Genomic DNA, 15,799 nt, shown 5'->3' with positions numbered 1-15,799 from the left:
TCGCGCGGCGCCCTGCCCCGCCTTCAAGACAGAAATCCCAAGGAGCTGACATGGCCATTCTCGTCGACGAAACCACCAAGGTGATCTGCCAGGGGCTGACCGGCTCTCAGGGGACGTTCCATACCGAGCAAGCCATTGCCTACGGCACGCAGATGGTGGGCGGCGTCACCCCCGGCAAGGGCGGGATCGAGCATCTGAACCTGCCGGTCTTCAACTCCTGCCACGAGGCGGTGGAGCGGACGGGGGCTAATGCGTCGGTCATCTACGTGCCGCCGCCTTTTGCCGCCGATTCCATCCTCGAGGCGATCGATGCGGAGATCCCGCTGGTCTGCTGCATTACCGAGGGGATCCCGGTTCTCGACATGATGAAGGTCAAGCGGGCCTTGGAGGGATCCAAGACCACGCTGATCGGGCCGAACTGCCCGGGCGTGATCACGCCCGATGCCTGCAAGATCGGGATCATGCCGGGCCATATCCACAAGCGCGGCAAGGTCGGCGTCGTCTCACGCTCGGGCACGTTGACCTATGAGGCGGTCAAGCAGACGACCGATGTGGGTCTGGGCCAATCGACCTGCGTCGGCATCGGCGGCGATCCGATCAAGGGGACCGAGCATATCGACGTGCTGGAATGGTTCCTGGCCGATGACGAGACCGAGGCGATCATCATGATCGGCGAGATCGGCGGCTCGGCCGAAGAGGAAGCCGCCCAGTTCCTCGCCGACGAAGCGAAGGCGGGCCGCGGCAAGCCGACGGCGGGCTTTATCGCGGGTCGCACGGCGCCTCCGGGTCGCCGCATGGGCCATGCGGGCGCCATCGTCGCAGGCGGCAAGGGTGATGCGGAGAGCAAGATCGAAGCGATGAAGGCTGCCGGGATCACGGTGGCCGAGAGCCCTGCGACGCTGGGCGAAGCTGTGGTGGAGGCGATAGGGTGAGGTGGCAGACGTTCGGTCATCAGAGCTAAGGGCTGCGCCTGACCGGGCGGGGCTAGGGCGTGCAGGCTCAGCCCGGTCGTGCCGGACATCGTCCACTGGACGATGTGTTGTTCGGCATTTACCCCCGTGCGGAGCGGGACGGGCGCTGCCCGGCGCAAACGACGGGAGCGACATCTAAGCGATGACCCGGCTTGCCCTCCAACTCTGCTTGCTCCGTCGATCTCGTCTCGCGGGCCGCTCGCGGCGGTTCGCGTTCCGGCGGATTGAGGGTTAGATCATGGCGCTTATCTCTCACGATCATGAGCTCATCTTTCTCAAGACGGCGAAGACCGCCGGAACATCGGTGGAAATGTTTCTTGAGGCGATCTGTAGCGGCAGCGATACGCCTGTCCTGGAGCGAACGCATGCGAGGCAGACCGAGCGGTTAATCGTGGGGATGCGGCTGGTCGAGAAAGCCGAACGCCTTCCTCTGGACGAGGTTTGGTACAATCACATGCCAGCCGCGGAGATACGGGACCGGCTTGGTCCCGAAAGATGGGATCGCTATCGCAAGGTCACGACGGTTCGGAACCCGTTCGACCTTGCAGTCTCGCGCTTTCACTGGACTGCGGAACGGCGCGGAGACCTTCCAATCCCGGAGGATGTCGATCGCCAGCGGGAGGCTTTCTCGCATTTTGTGAAAACGGCCGTGTTTCGCAGCAGTGCGGATATCACCCATATCGACGGGGTGTTCGCGGTCGACCATATTCTGCGCTTCGAGACACTTCCGGCAGATCTGCGGACGCTCTGTGCTGATCTGGGTTTGCGATATGATCCGGCGATCCTGCCCCATGCCAAAGCCACCTCGTGGCGGCGGTTCGGGCTGGCGACCGAGGATTATTATACGCCTGAAACCGAGGAGATCGTCCTTCATCAATACGCCTGGATGTTCGATCACGGTGGATATTCCAGATCCGTTAAGGAACTTGCCGGAGGGGTTGGCGTATGACCCCCCTCGTCGCCCTCAGATCCTCACTCGCCCGTTGGCGCACCTTTGCGGGGCGCTCGCGGCGGTCGGAGTTTTGGTGGAGCGTGCTGGCGGCGCTCTGGGTCGTGGTGGCCGCGCTGGGGCTGGATCAGCTTCTCTTCGGAGGCGGCACCACGAGGATTGACTGGAGCCCGCGGTTTCCGGTGACCGGGCTCGCCTTGTTGGCGCTGGCCTGTCCCTTGATGGCTTTGGGATGGCGGCGGATGCAGGATACGGGGCGGCCTGGATGGCTTGCGCTCATGCCTCTGGCGGTGGGCGTGCCGGTCAATGCCGCTTTGCTTTCGGGATGGGTACAGACCGGGCGCGGGGTTGCCTATATGATGCTCACCGTGATCGAACTTGCTGTCCTTGCTGTGACCATCCTGCTGCTCGCCCGGCCGTCTGCGCCCGGGGCGAACCGGTATGGGCCCAATCCGAAGGAGGTGGGGGTGTGAGCTATTCTCAATCTTTGATCTCATTCATTAATCCAATTCGTCCCTTTTCCGGGCGAATGTCGCGAAAAGCATTTTGGAGCTGGGCTCCGGCATACGTTGTTTCGGTTGCTCTATTTGTTGCGATATTTTCCAGGTGGCTCGGTCATCCTTATATTAATTTTCTGCAGTTCATTATTCTTATCTTTGTTATCGCGATGTTGCCACTTTTTGTGCTTTTTACAAGGCGCATCAGAGACGCGGGACTGCCACCCGGAATCATGCTGACTTTTCCACTTTATATTATCTTTGTTCCGCCATTGATTTACTTTGCGGACGTATATGAATGGATCTACCCGACTTCGCGCGGTCGGCTGATGCCCGAAGGTCTATACGCGTTATTCGGCTATATCGCCCTTTTTCCTTTGACCTTTCTGCTATGCCTTCTGCCATCAAAAACTATGACAAACACGGTTAGCCCGAACCCCAACGAGGTCCCCCAATGACCGAACAGTCTCCTAATGATGTCTTCCATGCCTCCTCGTTCCTGCAGGGGCATAATGCCGATTATATCGAGCAGCTTTATGCGCGATATGCCGAAAACCCCGATGCGGTGGATGAGGACTGGCAACGGTTCTTCAAGGAGCTGGGGGATCGCGAGGATGCTCTGGCCGAGGCGGCGGGGCCGAGCTGGGCGCGCAGCGATTGGCCGCCTCAGCCAGCCGACGATCTGACGGCGGCTCTGGACGGGCAGTGGCCGTCCGATCCCAAGGATGCTCCGAAAGAGGCGAGGGCGGCGGCGAAGAAGATCGCGGACAAGGCCGAAGCCTCGGGCGTGACGGTGAGCGATGCGCAGATCCGGGCGGCGGTTCTCGACAGCATCCGGGCGCTGATGATCATCCGCGCCTACCGGATCCGGGGGCATCTGGTGGCCGATCTCGACCCGCTGGGTATGCGCGATCAGACGCCGCATCCCGAGCTTGATCCGGCCTCCTACGGGTTCACCAAGGCGGATATGGACCGGCCGATCTTCATCGACAACGTGCTGGGCCTCGAGATCGCGACGATGAACGAGATCATCGCGCTGGTGGAGCGGACCTATTGCGGCACCTTCGCGCTGCAATACATGCACATCTCCGATCCCGAACAGTCCGGCTGGCTGAAGGAGCGGATCGAGGGGCTGGGCAAGGAGGTTCAGTTCACGAAGCAGGGCCGCCGGGCCATTCTGAACAAGATGGTCGAGGCCGAGGGCTTCGAGAAGTTCCTGCATGTCAAGTATATGGGCACCAAACGGTTCGGCCTTGATGGCGGCGAAAGCCTGATCCCGGCGATGGAGCAGGTGATCAAGCGCGGCGGCGCGCTGGGGATCGAGGAGATCGTAATCGGCATGCCCCACCGCGGGCGGCTGAGCGTTCTAGCGAACGTGATGGGCAAGCCTTACAAGGCGATCTTCAACGAGTTCCAGGGCGGCAGCTTCAAGCCCGAGGATGTCGACGGATCGGGGGATGTGAAATACCACCTTGGCGCGTCGTCTGACCGGGAATTCGACGGCAACACCGTGCACCTGTCGCTGACGGCGAACCCTTCGCATCTGGAGGCGGTGAATCCGGTCGTGCTGGGCAAGGCGCGGGCCAAGCAGTTCCAGATGAACGATGCCGACCGGACCAAGGTGCTGCCGGTGCTGCTGCATGGCGATGCGGCCTTTGCCGGTCAGGGCGTCGTGGCCGAGTGCTTTGGCCTTTCGGGGCTGGTCGGGCACCGGACGGGCGGGACGATGCATATCGTGGTGAATAACCAGATCGGGTTCACGACGGCCCCGCATTTCAGCCGGTCAAGCCCCTACCCCACCGACATCGCGCTGATGGTCGAGGCGCCGATCTTCCACGTGAACGGCGATGATCCCGAGGCGGTCGTGCATGCCGCCAAGGTCGCGACCGAGTTCCGCCAGAAGTTCCACAAGGACGTGGTGATCGACATCTTCTGCTACCGCCGCTTCGGTCACAACGAAGGCGACGAGCCGATGTTCACCAACCCGGTGATGTACAAGAAGATCAAGAAGCAGAAGACCACGCTGACGCTTTATACAGAACGGCTGGTGCGCGACGGTCTGATCCCCGAAGGCGAGATCGAGGATATGAAAGCCTCGTTCCAGGCGCATCTGAGCGAGGAGTTCGAGGCGGGCAAGGATTACAAACCCAACAAGGCCGACTGGCTCGACGGGAAATGGTCGCATCTGGATCGGCGGGACGGCGAGAACTACGACCGGGGCGAGACGGCGATCAAGCCCGAGACTTTCGATCAGGTGGGCACGGCGCTGACCACGGCGCCGGAGGATTTTCCGCTGCACAAGACGATCGGGCGGCTGCTCGACGCGAAGTCGAAGATGTTCGACAGCGGAGATGGTTTCGACTGGGCGACGGGAGAGGCGCTGGCCTTCGGCTCGCTGCTGACCGAGGGCTATCCGGTGCGGCTGGCAGGGCAGGATTCCACGCGGGGCACGTTCTCGCAGCGGCATTCGGCCTTCGTCAATCAGGAGGACGAGAGCCGCTACTACCCTCTCAACCACGTGCGCGACGGACAGGCCCGCTACGAGGTCATCGACTCGATGCTGTCGGAATATGCGGTTCTGGGCTTTGAATACGGCTATTCGCTCGCCGAGCCCAACGCGCTGGTCATGTGGGAGGCGCAGTTCGGCGATTTCGCCAATGGCGCGCAGATCATGTTCGACCAGTTCATCTCCTCCGGGGAGAGCAAGTGGCTGCGCATGTCGGGCCTCGTCTGCCTGCTGCCCCATGGTTATGAGGGACAGGGCCCTGAGCATTCCTCGGCTCGGCTGGAGCGGTTCCTGCAGATGTGCGGCGGCGACAACTGGATTGTCGCCAACTGCACGACGCCGGCGAACTATTTCCACATCCTGCGCCGCCAGCTGCACCGGACGTTCCGCAAGCCGCTGATCCTGATGACGCCCAAATCGCTGCTACGGCATAAGATGGCGATCTCGGCGAAGGAGGATTTCGTCACCGGATCGTCCTTCCATCGCGTTCTCTGGGACGATGCGCAGAAGGGCAATTCGGACACCGAGCTGGTAGCGGATGACAAGATCAAGCGGGTCGTGATGTGTTCGGGCAAGGTCTATTACGACCTGCTGGAAAAGCGCGACGCCGAGGGGATCGACGATGTCTACCTGATGCGGTTCGAGCAGTTCTATCCCTTCCCGGCGCAGTCCGCCGTCAAGGAGCTGGAGCGGTTCAAGCAGGCCGAGATCATCTGGTGCCAGGAAGAGCCGCGCAATCAGGGCGGGTGGAGCTTCATGGAGCCGAACCTCGAATGGGTCCTGAGCCGCATCGATGCCAAGAACCAGCGCCCGGTCTATGCCGGACGTGCCGCCGCCGCGTCGCCCGCGACGGGCCTTGCCTCCCAACACAAAGCTCAGCAAGAGGCGCTCGTGAACGACGCTCTCGGAATTGAAGGATAACACGATGAGCACCGAAGTCCGCGTCCCCACTTTGGGGGAATCCGTCACCGAAGCCACGGTCGCGACCTGGTTCAAGCAGCCCGGCGACAGTGTCGCCGTCGACGAGATGCTGTGCGAGCTGGAAACCGACAAGGTGACGGTCGAGGTGCCCTCGCCTGCTGCCGGTACGCTCTCCGAGATCGTGGCGGGCGAAGGCGACACGGTCGGCGTCGATGCGCTGCTGGCACAGATCGCCGAGGGCGGCGAAGCAGCCGAGCCGAAGCCCGAGAGCGGGGAGGCCAAGGCGGAGGCGCCGAAGGATGAGGCTCCTGCCAAGTCCGATGGCGATGATGCGCCGGTGGACGTGATGGTGCCGACGCTGGGCGAAAGCGTGACCGAGGCGACGGTTTCGACCTGGTTCAAGAAAGCGGGCGAGAGCGTCGAGGCGGACGAGATGCTCTGCGAACTGGAGACCGACAAGGTGTCGGTCGAGGTGCCTGCGCCGACGGCAGGCACGCTGACCGAGATCCTGGCCGAGGAAGGCGCCACTGTTGAGGCGGGCGGTAAGCTGGCCGTGATGTCGCGCGGCGCGGCCCATTCGGAAAGCGTCGGCACGCCGAAGACGACGATGGAGGCGAATACCGACGCCCAGTCGCAGACCCCGGACAAGGGCCGGTCGGATGTCGAGGATGCGCCGTCGGCGCAAAAGCTGATGGCCGAGAAGAACCTCTCGCGCGACGAGGTCACCGGGTCGGGCCGCGATGGGCGCGTGATGAAGGGCGATGTGCTCAAAGCGCTTTCGGAGCCGAAGAAGGAGGCGGAGGCGCCCAGCGCGCCGCGTGCTCCGGTGGCCGCCGAGGACGAAGCGCTCGAGGAGCGGGTCAAGATGACCCGCCTGCGCCAGACCATCGCCCGCCGCCTGAAGGAGGCGCAGAACACGGCGGCCATGCTGACCACCTATAACGAGGTGGACATGACCGGCGTCATGGAGCTGCGCAATGAATACAAGGACCTGTTCCTGAAGAAACACGGCGTGAAGCTGGGCTTCATGTCCTTCTTCACCAAGGCCTGCTGTCATGCTCTGAAAGAGGTGCCCGACGTCAATGCCGAGATCGACGGCGATCACGTCGTCTACAAGAACTACGTCCATATGGGCATCGCGGTGGGCACGCCGAACGGTCTGGTCGTGCCGGTGGTGCGCAATGCCGACGACATGAGCTTCGCGACGATCGAAAAGACCATCTCGGAGCTGGGTGTGAAGGCGCGGGACGGCAAGCTTTCGATGGCGGACATGCAGGGCGGGTCGTTCACGATCTCCAATGGCGGGGTCTACGGCTCGCTGATGAGCTCTCCGATCCTGAACCCGCCTCAGAGCGGGATCCTAGGGATGCACAAGATCCAAGAGCGGCCGATGGTCGTGAACGGAGAGATCGTAATCCGCCCGATGATGTACCTCGCCCTGAGCTACGACCACCGGATCGTGGACGGTAAAGGCGCGGTGACGTTCCTTGTGCGGGTGAAGGAAGCGCTGGAAGATCCGCGGCGGTTGTTGATGGATTTGTGAGGGGTTGGGTTGGTGAAGACTGTGCCATTGGATCTCACCAGAAAAGCAATCATCGCGTGGTGTGCGCTAGTTATTGTTGGAATAGTCACCGGGCTGACAGCAACACTGGCGTTTGCAACCGAGCCTGACTACTTTTTGACGGCAATCATCCAAGCATCCATGGTCGCTTGTGGGCTCATTTGGATTTACGCGACACTTGCCGTCGCCTCATACCGGCGTTCAGACAACGCACCCAAGTGGAACCGTAGCCTCTTCTGGTTCTGGTCTGGTATCGCGGGCTTGATGCTCTTGGCATCCGTTTTTCCCGACCCAAACAAGGACGAGTTTGCGACTCAGCGATTTGCTGCAAGCATTCTTTTGTTGTCTTTATTTGCGGTTATTCACTGGGGTTTTCATCGCGGACTTCGAAACGAAGGTGCGACTTGCCGATGAAGAGTGCCGAGCGGGCACCTGCGCCCCAGTTGACTTCCATTTTCGAGATAGGATGGCGGGGTTCAATCCGCCATCCTTAGTTACCAAACCGAACCGGGACGGCGGGCTGAAGCCCGCCCTACAGACAGGAACTTTATGACCCTTTCCACCATCCTCGCGCTTTACGGTCTTCTCGTGGCCATCACCCTCGTTTTGCAGGCCACCGGTTATATGCAGAAGCTCGGGATGGGGTATCTGCTCTCCTCTCGGGACGAGCATCGGACGGTTGAAGGGATGGCGGCTCGGCTGGACCGGGCGCTGAACAACTCGGTTGTGGGGATGGCGCTTTTTGGGCCTGCGGTTCTGCTGCTGATTATCCTCGACCGGGAGACCAATCAGGCGCTTCTGGCGGCGCAGGTCTTTCTGGCGGCGCGGGTCGTTTACCTGCCCGCCTATGTCTTCGGGATCGTCGGGCTGCGGACCTTTGCCTGGAGCGCGGGCTTCGTGGCGACCGTGATCCTTTATCTCCTCGCCCTATGATCGCTGTCTTCCTCCTGTCGCTCTGGGCCGATTGGGCCGAGCCGCCTGCGATGGCGGCAGCCTCGGAGCAGGCGGATGCCATCCATGTGGACAAGTCGGAGCGCCGGATGGACCTGCTGCGGGGCGGCGAGGTGATCGAGACCTATCGCGTGGCCCTTGGCTTTACCCCCGAAGGCCACAAGAGGCAGGAGGGTGACGGGCGCACGCCCACCGGCACCTACGAGATCGACTGGCGCAATGCGCAATCCATCGCGCATCTGTCGCTCCATATCTCCTATCCCAACGAGGCGGATCGGGCCTGGGCGGCGGAGCGCGGCGTCGATCCCGGCGGAGATATCATGATCCACGGCGTGATGAACGGATACCGGATGCTCGGGCCGCTTTTGCGCTATGTCGATTGGACCTGGGGCTGCATCGCGGTGACCGACCGCGAAATGCGCGAGATCTGGTCCCTGGTGCCCGACGGCACGCCTATTGTGATCGAGGAATGATGGAAGCGCTTCGTGATATCCGGATCCTAAGGTTTTGACCGAATGAGCGACGAACCCACCCTCGCCCGGCCGCTGATTACATGGGTCGTCCGCGTCGCGATTGCCGCGGCGCTTGTCTGGGCATGGCAGGTGACACGCGGATCAGGCCCGGCGCTCTGGTGGGCGGTTGCGGCCTATGCGGCGCTGTCGCTGCTGACCGGTTTGATGCTTTATCGCGCGCGCAAAGCGCAATATGCCAAGGCGCAAGCGCGGCTTGAATCCATCGCCGAGACGCAAGACATTCCTGAGAAAGACACGCGACCATGACCCCCGAACTGACCGTTCTTGCCTTGGCCGCCCTGCTGCAGGGCGCGCAATTCGTGCTTTACGCCGTGCCCGCCAATCTGGAGCTGGGGACCAAGAAAACGATGGGGCCGCGCGATGACCAGACAGCCCTGGCCTCGGGGTTGTCGGACCGGACGAAGCGGTTGAAGCGGGCGATGGAGAACCATTTCGAAGGGTTGATCCTCTTTACCATTGCCGCTGTCGTGGTGACGCTGGGCGAGCAATCGACATGGTTCACCGGCGCTTGCGCATGGGCCTATCTGATCGCCCGCATCGCCTATATTCCCGCTTATGCGCTGGGCCTTTCGCCACACCGATCGATTGTTTGGATCGTCGGGTTCGCCGCGACCTTTCTCATGATCCTCGCAGCCCTTATCTAAGTTCCGAACGCCCCCGAAGGAGAGACCCCCATGGCCAGTTACGACGTTATCATCATCGGCTCAGGTCCGGGCGGCTATGTGGGCGCGATCCGTTGCGCTCAGCTGGGGCTCAAGACCGCAGTGGTCGAGGGGCGCGAGACGCTGGGAGGCACCTGCCTGAACATCGGGTGCATTCCGTCGAAGGCGCTGCTGCATTCGACCGAGCTGCTGCACGAGACGGAGCATAATTTCGAGAAGATGGGCCTTAAGGTCGGGGCGCCCAAGGTCGACTGGAAACAGATGCAGGCCTACAAGGACGACGTGATCGGGCAGAACACCAAGGGGGTCGAGTTCCTTTTCAAGAAGAACAAGATCGACTGGCTCAAAGGGTGGGGATCGATCCCGGAAGCAGGCAAGGTGAAGGTCGGGGACGAGGTCCACGAGGCGAAGCATATTGTCGTTGCCTCAGGGTCGGAACCGTCGGCTTTGCCGGGGATCGAGGTGGACGAGAAGATCGTCGTGACCTCCGAAGGGGCGCTGGCACTGGGCAAGATCCCGAAGACGATGGTCGTGATCGGCGCGGGCGTGATCGGGCTGGAGCTGGGATCGGTCTATGCCCGGCTCGGGACCAAGGTGACGGTCGTCGAGTATATGGAGACGATCACGCCAGGCATGGATGCGGAGGTGCAGCGGCAGTTCCAGAAGATCCTTAAGAAGCAGGGGCTGGAGTTCATCCTCGGCGCCGCCGTGCAGGGTGTGGAGACGGCCAAGTCGAAGGCCAAGGTGAGCTACAAGCTGAAGAAGGACGACAGTGAGGCCGTGCTGGACGCCGATGTCGTTCTCGTTTCGACGGGGCGCAAGCCCTATACGGACGGGCTGGGGCTCGACGCTTTGGGCGTGAAGGTCAGTGAGCGCGGGCAGATCGAGGTCGACGGGCATTACCGGACGAATGTGGAGGGCGTTTATGCCATCGGGGACTGCATTGCCGGGCCAATGCTGGCGCATAAGGCCGAGGATGAGGGGATCGCGGTGGCCGAAGGCATCGCAGGCCAGCATCCGCATGTGAATTACGACGTGATCCCTGGGGTCATCTATACCCATCCGGAGGTGGCCAGCGTCGGCAAGACCGAGGCGGAGCTGAAGGAGGCGGGGCATGCTTATCGCAAGGGCAGCTTCCAGTTCATGGGGAATGGGCGGGCGCGGGCTAATTTTGCGGCCGATGGGTTCGTGAAGATCCTGGCCGACAAGGAGACGGACCGCATTCTTGGCGCGCATATCATCGGGCCGATGGCGGGCGATCTGATCCACGAGATCTGCGTCGCGATGGAGTTCGGCGCGGCGGCCGAGGATCTGGCGCGGACGTGCCATGCGCATCCGACCTATTCCGAAGCTGTCCGCGAGGCGGCTTTGGCGGCCAGCGGGATGGGCGCGATCCACGCCTAGAGGCGGATCGGCCTCAGGCCCTCCTGCGCGTCAGGAGGGTCCAGACCCGCAGATCGAGGATGACCTTGATCGTCGCGGCCAAGGCAAAGGCGCAGAGGGCGATCTTTGACACGGTGCCCATCGTGCCCTCTATCAGCAGGGCATGGATCACGCTGCCCGCGACAATGACCACAGCCAGACCGGTATGGAGTAATCGCCAAAGGCGCGGGCGGATGCGGCGCCTTTGGTGCAGGACGGCGAGGAGCGCGGTGGCGAAGACGGCCCACATCGCAATGACGCCCCAGACCGAGAAGGGCGTAGGCGAGGCGAAGAGAAGCGCATCCACGACGTCGGGCGGGCTGGTGATCCAGAGGGCGCCTACGTGGAGGATGACGGCGATCAGCAGGCCCAGACCGAGCAGGCGGTGGATCTGGCGACCTTTCAGGGTGGGCAGGCCGGGTAGATATCCCCCTGCTAGTAGCGGCTGGAGCAGAAGGATCGCCATGGCAATCACTCCGGCGAGCCCTGCGGCGATATAGACGGGATCGCGCCAGGCGAGCTGCGGACTGGTGGCCGCGACGGCGATCGGGATAGCAACGGCGCCTGCGAGGGCGATCCAGATCAGGGTCGCGCGGATCCGGCTCATGCCGCTCAGGCCGGTTGCAGGACGAAATGCGCCTGAAGGCTGGTATTGCTCGCGTCGGGCATGATCGGGCGCAGGAAGACCGTTTCAAAGTCGGGATCGTCATAGGCCAGATGGCCATGTGCCTGCCCGAAGGCGGGTACGATCTGCGGCATCTCGAGGCGAAACTCTCCGTTTGCGTCGGTGAGCGTCGCGCCGTGGCTTTCAGGATCACGCTCGTGGCCTTCGGTCGTGTGGGCCCAGATCTGGATGCGCTGGCCTTCGAGCGGCGCGCCGTCGCCTGCGCGGCGCACGGTGCCTGTCATCCAGAAACCGCCGCCGCCGATCCGGTCTACGATGGGCGCGCCGGGGCGGTAGTTATTGGCGCCGCCGCGCATGGTGGGCGTGGGTGCAAGACCCTGCGCGCGGGCGGGCACAAGCAGGCCGGAGGCGCCGGTCAGAAGGGCGGCGCCTGCACCGGCGGCGAGAAGGCTGCGGCGGGTCGGGGTGATGGGGGACATGTCGATCTCTCCTCTGGGCGTCCGGTCCGGACTGCGCTTGCGGGCTGTCGCATCAGGCACGCCAGCCTTGGATGTCTTGAAATTCCTTAAGAAGGTAGGAGCCTCGACGGATAAGAAAAACCGCCCCAACGGCTTTGTGAAGACAGGCGCGGCCCGAGATGGGCACCCCCTATTCGGGTGGCCTCGCGGATCTTGACGCCTGCAACGCCAGAGGAAACAAATGGAAAAGAATAGTTTAGGGCTTTGCATGCGACCTGCCGGGGGATTGAACGTGGCCGATACCGAAAGCGACGAGGCAACCCGCCCGCCGCCGCCAGAGGCGGCGATCCAGACCGAAAGCCGCGCGGACGCCCCAGAGCAGCCAGCCAAGACATTGCGGTTCGATACGCCGCAGGACCTCTATGCCGCCATGCCGCAACTGGCGGAGCTGACCCAGCATCGCCCCCGCGAGGGCGAGGAGATGCGCGCGTTTCTGTACCGGCTCCGCTCGTCCACCACGCCTGAGGAGGCTGTGACCTTCACCGCCTTTGCCGCGCAGCCTCGGGTGGCAATCTGGTGGGCGCATGACTGCCTGCGGATCATGGCGGACGGGATGGATGCGGATGATCTGGCGATGATGGAGCGAATCGCCCAGTGGATTACGACGCCGACGCAGGCGCTTCGTCATGCGATGATGCGCGATGCTCTTTGGGCGCCGAGGCGGTCTCCGGTGATCCTGCTCGCGCTGGCGGCGGGCTGGTCGGGCGGGCCGGTCGCACCGAACGATCCGGTGCCGGTCGCGCCCTACCGCGCGCCGCGTTCGATCAATTCGGCGGTTCTGTCGGGGCTGGCGCAGGCAAGTCTGACGCGGCGGTCGATCCTGCTGGCCCGGTTCATCGACATGGCGGAATCGGTGCTGAGGGTCTATTGACGCGGCGCTGCCTTCACGCGACGACGGACCGACCATGACGCTGACCCTTCAGATCGAGAATTTCGACCGGCTGGACGATGGCGGTCCGACGCAGATCACGGTGGATCGCGCCGGTCTGACCGTAGGGCGCAGCACGACGTCGGACTGGACGCTGCCCGATCCCGCCCGCCATGTCTCGAGCCGTCATTTCACGGTCGACTATCGCGATGGCGGCTATTGGCTGAGCGATACGTCGACGAATGGCACGTTTCTGATCGGCCAGCCCTACCGGCTGGACGGGCCGCATCCGCTGGTGAGCGGCGAGCGGTTTCAGGTCGGCCATTACATCATCGCGGTGACGGTTGGCACAGGTGCTGCTGCGGTGGCGCCGCCCCAGGCGCCGCCGATGGGCGATCCCGATCCGTGGTCGCTGGGCCCATCGGTGCACGAGCCGATCACTCCCAGCCCCGCGCCCGATCCGCGACAGTTCGAGGATTTCGCGGACGAGTTCATTGCAACGCCCGGTTTTGCGCCTGCGGCTCCGCCTCCGGTGGCCCCTGCTCCGGTCCCGGTCCCGGCCCCCGCATCGGCAGCGAGCCCGTTCGGCGCGGCGCCAGCCGCCTCGGAGAGCCCATTTGGCGCGGGCGGGGCTGCGGCGGCTCCTTTGCCCGTGCCTCCGGCGCCTGCCCCGTCCGCACCTGCGGCATCCACCGGTGCAGTGCTGGCTGCGTTCCGCGAGGGGGCCGGGCTTCCTCCGGCGGCGTCCGGTGTGGACGAAGTGCAGATGGCGCGCGAGCTGGGCCGGACGATGCGGATCCTGACCGAAGAGCTGATGACGCTGCTCCGCGACCGGGCTTCGGCCAAGCAGTTCACGCGGGCGGGCGACCGAACGATGATGGGGGCCACGGCGAACAATCCGCTGAAATTTATGCCGTCGGCCGAACAGGCGCTCGAGGTCATGCTGTTCGAGCCGCGCGACGGATTTCTGCGCAGCGCCGACAGCGCCGAGACGGCCTTGAGGGATGTGCGGCTGCACCAGTCGGCGGTCTTTGCCGCGATCCAGCCTGCGCTGGCGCGGCTGCTGGAGGATCTGTCGCCCGAAGCCGTGGAGGAGCGGTCGGGCAGTGGCCTGCTGGGCGCGGGGCGCAAGGGCAAGGCCTGGGACACCTATGTGCAACGCTGGGACGCCAAGGTGACGGCGCATGAGAACGGAATGCTCGATGTCTTTCTGGCCTATTTCGCCGAGAGTTACGCCCGGGCGATCGCTGGCGCCAAAGACACGCCCGGGAGTTGACGCGACCGGCCAAAGCCCGCACGGTTCGCGCATGTTTGATATGACGATGGCCTATTGATGCAGCTTGATTTTCTGACCGATCCCGTAACGCCCGAGGCGCCGTGCGGCCCCGATCTGGAGGCGACGGACCATGACGGGTTCCTCGACTACTATTTCGAGGCCGAGGCCCGGATGCCGGAGCGGTATTTCACCCCAGGGATCCGCGACGGGAAAGGCGAAGGCAGCACGGATGTGCTGTTCGACCCGTCTTCGGTGGATCTGAAGGCCGAGAAGGCCGCCATTCTAGGGCTACTTCAGGAAAGCCGGGATCTGCGGCTTTTGTCGCTGCTGGCACGCTTTTCGGTTCTGGCGGGGGATCTGGCGGGCTTTGCCGAGGCGCTGACAGGGATGGCCGATCTGATCGAGGCTTTCCCGCAAGAGGCGCATCCGTCGACCGAGGACGGCCCGTCGGACCGGCGCAGCGCATTGGAGGATCTGGCCGGTATCGTAACGGTGGTCATGCCGCTGCAATATGCGGATCTGGCGCCGCCCTCTCAGGCGACGTTGCGGCGGTATATGGTGGGCAATGCAGAGGTCACGCCGCGCGAGGGCGAGGACGAGCTGTCGACATCGGATGTGCTTTCGGCATTGGGGGATCCCGGCGCGGCGAGCCGGGTCGAGACCGTGCATGGGCAACTTGTCGCGGCGCGCGATGCGCTGGCGCGGATCCGGTCGGCCTGTCTGGGGGATGCCTCGCAGCCCTTCAACGTCACGCTCGATCCCGCGGCTGACACGCTTGAGCGGATGCTGACGGTGATCCAGCAGGCACGGAGCGATCTGACCTCGGATGCGCCTGCCGTCCCCGCAGCGCCTGACCCTGAACCCGAAACGCCGGTTTCGACCGGTGAGAACGATTTGCCGGAGACGCCCAAGGCTCCGGTGGAGGCGCCTGCTTCGCAGCCTGCGCCATCCTCGCCCGGGAGTGTCGGGATCGAAAGCCAGGCGGCAGCGAAGGCGACGCTGGAGGCGATCGAGGGCTATTTCGCAGCCCACGACCCGGCCTCGGCGGCCTTGCTTCTGGTGACGCAGGCGCGGCTGCTGATCGGCAAGCCGCTGGTCGAGGCGCTGGATACGCTTTTGCCGGACAAGGCGGGGCGCGCGATCATCGATTTCGGGCCGCAAACCGGCTTTGCGCTTCCCATGGACCGGCTGCGGATGTTGTCGGGTGCAGGGCCCTCTCAGACGGATGCCGAAGGCGCCCCCGCAACGCCCCCGGTGATCGAGCGGCGGGCGGATCTGGCGATGCATCTGAGGGGGGTCGAGGACTTCTTTCGGCAGACCCAGCCCGCCAGCCCGCTTCCCTTGCTGCTGACTCGCGCGCGCACATATTTGGACAAGGATTTTCAATCACTTCTGTCCGAATTGTTGCCAAAAGAGCCACCGCCCGAGTGACACTCCCCCCGAACGGGTGGGGCCGCTCCCCCGGAAGGGGTGGGGCTTTCCACCATTGATCGAGAAAAGGGGGGCTGACACGTTGACTTGGCCTGCCCCAACCGGTTT

At 63.6% G+C, this 15,799-nt stretch carries 17 protein-coding genes; 15 read left to right on the top strand and 2 right to left on the bottom strand.

What is annotated here, in order from left to right; all coding sequences use genetic code 11:
* The first annotated feature begins 50 nt into the window (after window positions 1–50).
* The 12 genes from sucD to lpdA all read left to right on the top strand — a co-directional run bounded on the left by sucD (window position 51) and on the right by lpdA (window position 10,955).
* Window positions 51–932: a succinate--CoA ligase subunit alpha gene (gene sucD / locus AAD018_RS03915; RefSeq protein WP_367313431.1), complete on the top strand. Its 882-nt coding sequence runs from the start codon at window positions 51–53 to the stop codon at window positions 930–932.
* 277 nt (window positions 933–1,209) lie between these two features.
* Window positions 1,210–1,920 (top strand): sulfotransferase family protein, encoded by a 711-nt coding sequence (locus AAD018_RS03910; RefSeq protein ID WP_367313432.1) that lies wholly within the window; start codon window positions 1,210–1,212, stop codon window positions 1,918–1,920.
* Window positions 1,917–2,393 (top strand): DUF805 domain-containing protein, encoded by a 477-nt coding sequence (locus tag AAD018_RS03905; RefSeq protein WP_367313433.1) that lies wholly within the window; start codon window positions 1,917–1,919, stop codon window positions 2,391–2,393. The genes AAD018_RS03910 and AAD018_RS03905 overlap by 4 nt, the downstream gene beginning before the upstream one ends.
* Window positions 2,390–2,875, top strand: coding sequence for a DUF805 domain-containing protein (locus tag AAD018_RS03900; protein ID WP_367313434.1), 486 nt, complete (start codon window positions 2,390–2,392; stop codon window positions 2,873–2,875). The genes AAD018_RS03905 and AAD018_RS03900 overlap by 4 nt, the downstream gene beginning before the upstream one ends.
* A complete protein-coding gene (locus AAD018_RS03895; protein WP_367313435.1) occupies window positions 2,872–5,844 on the top strand; it encodes a 2-oxoglutarate dehydrogenase E1 component in 2,973 nt (990 codons plus the stop codon). Before AAD018_RS03900 ends, AAD018_RS03895 begins: the two co-directional genes overlap by 4 nt.
* A 4-nt stretch (window positions 5,845–5,848) precedes the next feature.
* On the top strand, window positions 5,849–7,387 hold the full coding sequence (odhB, locus tag AAD018_RS03890) for a 2-oxoglutarate dehydrogenase complex dihydrolipoyllysine-residue succinyltransferase (protein ID WP_367313436.1): 1,539 nt from the start codon (window positions 5,849–5,851) through the stop codon (window positions 7,385–7,387).
* Window positions 7,388–7,414: 27 nt separating this feature from the next.
* Window positions 7,415–7,819, top strand: a complete 405-nt coding sequence (locus AAD018_RS03885) for a hypothetical protein (RefSeq protein WP_367313438.1) — start codon at window positions 7,415–7,417, stop codon at window positions 7,817–7,819.
* A gap of 135 nt (window positions 7,820–7,954) precedes the next feature.
* Window positions 7,955–8,338, top strand: a complete 384-nt coding sequence (locus AAD018_RS03880) for an MAPEG family protein (RefSeq protein ID WP_367313439.1) — start codon at window positions 7,955–7,957, stop codon at window positions 8,336–8,338.
* Window positions 8,335–8,829 (top strand): L,D-transpeptidase family protein, encoded by a 495-nt coding sequence (locus AAD018_RS03875; protein WP_367313440.1) that lies wholly within the window; start codon window positions 8,335–8,337, stop codon window positions 8,827–8,829. Before AAD018_RS03880 ends, AAD018_RS03875 begins: the two co-directional genes overlap by 4 nt.
* 42 nt (window positions 8,830–8,871) lie before the next feature.
* Complete coding sequence (locus AAD018_RS03870) at window positions 8,872–9,135, top strand: hypothetical protein (protein WP_367313441.1); 264 nt, start codon at window positions 8,872–8,874, stop codon at window positions 9,133–9,135.
* Window positions 9,132–9,533 (top strand): MAPEG family protein, encoded by a 402-nt coding sequence (locus AAD018_RS03865; RefSeq protein ID WP_367313442.1) that lies wholly within the window; start codon window positions 9,132–9,134, stop codon window positions 9,531–9,533. The genes AAD018_RS03870 and AAD018_RS03865 overlap by 4 nt, the downstream gene beginning before the upstream one ends.
* 30 nt (window positions 9,534–9,563) lie before the next feature.
* A complete protein-coding gene (gene lpdA / locus AAD018_RS03860) occupies window positions 9,564–10,955 on the top strand; it encodes a dihydrolipoyl dehydrogenase (RefSeq protein WP_367313443.1) in 1,392 nt (463 codons plus the stop codon).
* Window positions 10,956–10,968: 13 nt separating this feature from the next.
* Here the strand turns inward: lpdA and AAD018_RS03855 are convergent, their stop codons facing one another.
* The gene (locus tag AAD018_RS03855) at window positions 10,969–11,580 is read right to left on the bottom strand and encodes a ferric reductase-like transmembrane domain-containing protein (protein WP_367313444.1); all 612 of its coding nucleotides are present in this window, start codon (window positions 11,578–11,580) and stop codon (window positions 10,969–10,971) included.
* A 5-nt stretch (window positions 11,581–11,585) separates the two neighbouring features.
* The gene (locus AAD018_RS03850; RefSeq protein WP_367313445.1) at window positions 11,586–12,077 is read right to left on the bottom strand and encodes a peptidase associated/transthyretin-like domain-containing protein; all 492 of its coding nucleotides are present in this window, start codon (window positions 12,075–12,077) and stop codon (window positions 11,586–11,588) included.
* A 247-nt stretch (window positions 12,078–12,324) separates the two neighbouring features.
* On the opposite strand from AAD018_RS03850, the gene AAD018_RS03845 reads away from it, so the two are divergent.
* The 3 genes from AAD018_RS03845 to AAD018_RS03835 are packed head-to-tail and all read left to right on the top strand — an operon-like array spanning window position 12,325 to window position 15,691.
* Window positions 12,325–12,987 carry a DUF6931 family protein gene (locus tag AAD018_RS03845; RefSeq protein WP_412005174.1) on the top strand — a complete coding sequence of 221 codons (663 nt, stop codon included), beginning with the start codon at window positions 12,325–12,327 and terminating at the stop codon, window positions 12,985–12,987.
* Between the two features lie 34 nt (window positions 12,988–13,021).
* Window positions 13,022–14,260 carry a type VI secretion system-associated FHA domain protein TagH gene (tagH, locus tag AAD018_RS03840; protein ID WP_367313447.1) on the top strand — a complete coding sequence of 413 codons (1,239 nt, stop codon included), beginning with the start codon at window positions 13,022–13,024 and terminating at the stop codon, window positions 14,258–14,260.
* Between the two features lie 57 nt (window positions 14,261–14,317).
* Complete coding sequence (locus tag AAD018_RS03835; protein ID WP_367313448.1) at window positions 14,318–15,691, top strand: type VI secretion system protein TssA; 1,374 nt, start codon at window positions 14,318–14,320, stop codon at window positions 15,689–15,691.
* Window positions 15,692–15,799: the final 108 nt, after the last annotated feature.

The organism is Aestuariibius insulae (assembly GCF_040783535.2).
Classification (GTDB): Bacteria; Pseudomonadota; Alphaproteobacteria; order Rhodobacterales; family Rhodobacteraceae; genus Aestuariibius; species Aestuariibius insulae.
The sequence above is the reverse complement of the archived record's forward strand: the minus strand, read 5'-3'. Positions and strand labels throughout refer to the sequence as shown.

What these genes read in the sequence shown, in the direction of transcription:
- AAD018_RS03875 (WP_367313440.1), top strand. Translation starts at nt 8,335, where the DNA reads ATGATCGCTGTCTTCCTCCTGTCGCTCTGGGCCGATTGGGCCGAGCCG.
- odhB (WP_367313436.1), top strand. Translation starts at nt 5,849, where the DNA reads ATGAGCACCGAAGTCCGCGTCCCCACTTTGGGGGAATCCGTCACCGAA.
- AAD018_RS03835 (WP_367313448.1), top strand. Translation starts at nt 14,318, where the DNA reads ATGCAGCTTGATTTTCTGACCGATCCCGTAACGCCCGAGGCGCCGTGC.
- sucD (WP_367313431.1), top strand. Translation starts at nt 51, where the DNA reads ATGGCCATTCTCGTCGACGAAACCACCAAGGTGATCTGCCAGGGGCTG.
- lpdA (WP_367313443.1), top strand. Translation starts at nt 9,564, where the DNA reads ATGGCCAGTTACGACGTTATCATCATCGGCTCAGGTCCGGGCGGCTAT.
- AAD018_RS03880 (WP_367313439.1), top strand. Translation starts at nt 7,955, where the DNA reads ATGACCCTTTCCACCATCCTCGCGCTTTACGGTCTTCTCGTGGCCATC.
- AAD018_RS03895 (WP_367313435.1), top strand. Translation starts at nt 2,872, where the DNA reads ATGACCGAACAGTCTCCTAATGATGTCTTCCATGCCTCCTCGTTCCTG.
- AAD018_RS03845 (WP_412005174.1), top strand. Translation starts at nt 12,325, where the DNA reads ATGCGACCTGCCGGGGGATTGAACGTGGCCGATACCGAAAGCGACGAG.
- AAD018_RS03870 (WP_367313441.1), top strand. Translation starts at nt 8,872, where the DNA reads ATGAGCGACGAACCCACCCTCGCCCGGCCGCTGATTACATGGGTCGTC.
- AAD018_RS03855 (WP_367313444.1), bottom strand. Translation starts at nt 11,580, where the DNA reads ATGAGCCGGATCCGCGCGACCCTGATCTGGATCGCCCTCGCAGGCGCC.
- AAD018_RS03865 (WP_367313442.1), top strand. Translation starts at nt 9,132, where the DNA reads ATGACCCCCGAACTGACCGTTCTTGCCTTGGCCGCCCTGCTGCAGGGC.
- AAD018_RS03905 (WP_367313433.1), top strand. Translation starts at nt 1,917, where the DNA reads ATGACCCCCCTCGTCGCCCTCAGATCCTCACTCGCCCGTTGGCGCACC.
- tagH (WP_367313447.1), top strand. Translation starts at nt 13,022, where the DNA reads ATGACGCTGACCCTTCAGATCGAGAATTTCGACCGGCTGGACGATGGC.
- AAD018_RS03910 (WP_367313432.1), top strand. Translation starts at nt 1,210, where the DNA reads ATGGCGCTTATCTCTCACGATCATGAGCTCATCTTTCTCAAGACGGCG.
- AAD018_RS03850 (WP_367313445.1), bottom strand. Translation starts at nt 12,077, where the DNA reads ATGTCCCCCATCACCCCGACCCGCCGCAGCCTTCTCGCCGCCGGTGCA.